A 353-nucleotide genomic window follows, 5' to 3' on the forward strand; every position below is an offset into this window, starting at 1 on the left:
GCGCACCGGCGCTGATGGTCAGCCGAAGTGCCGCAGGTTGATCATCGTGTAAGCGAGGGTCTTGAATGCATAGTGAACCGGGCTCAGACGCTCAAAGCGAAGCAGAAGGCGCCGGAACTTGTCCTCCCAGGCGAAGACCCGCTCGATGGTCCAGAAGCGCTCCTCGAAAATGTCCGGATTGAAGTGCAGTTTGCGGCCCCGCTTTGGTGTTTTACGTCCGCGTGGGTTTTCGGGAATGTTGGGAATCATGTCCCGGTTGAAAATCGCCTTGCGGTTAGCCCGGCAGTCGTAGACGCCGTCCAGGCTGACCGTTGAGCCCTGCAGGTCCATGCCAATGGCGCGGGCGATCTGGT

The 353-nt window shown here is 59.8% G+C and carries 1 protein-coding gene; it reads right to left on the bottom strand.

The features are described from left to right. Nucleotides 1-18 precede the first annotated feature (18 nt). On the bottom strand, nucleotides 19-353 hold a 335-nt coding region (locus P0D89_RS54310), incomplete at its 5' end, for a transposase (RefSeq protein ID WP_408371600.1).

Origin of the sequence: Paraburkholderia sp. RL18-085-BIA-A, assembly GCF_046027075.1 — a bacterium.
GTDB lineage: Bacteria > Pseudomonadota > Gammaproteobacteria > Burkholderiales > Burkholderiaceae > Paraburkholderia.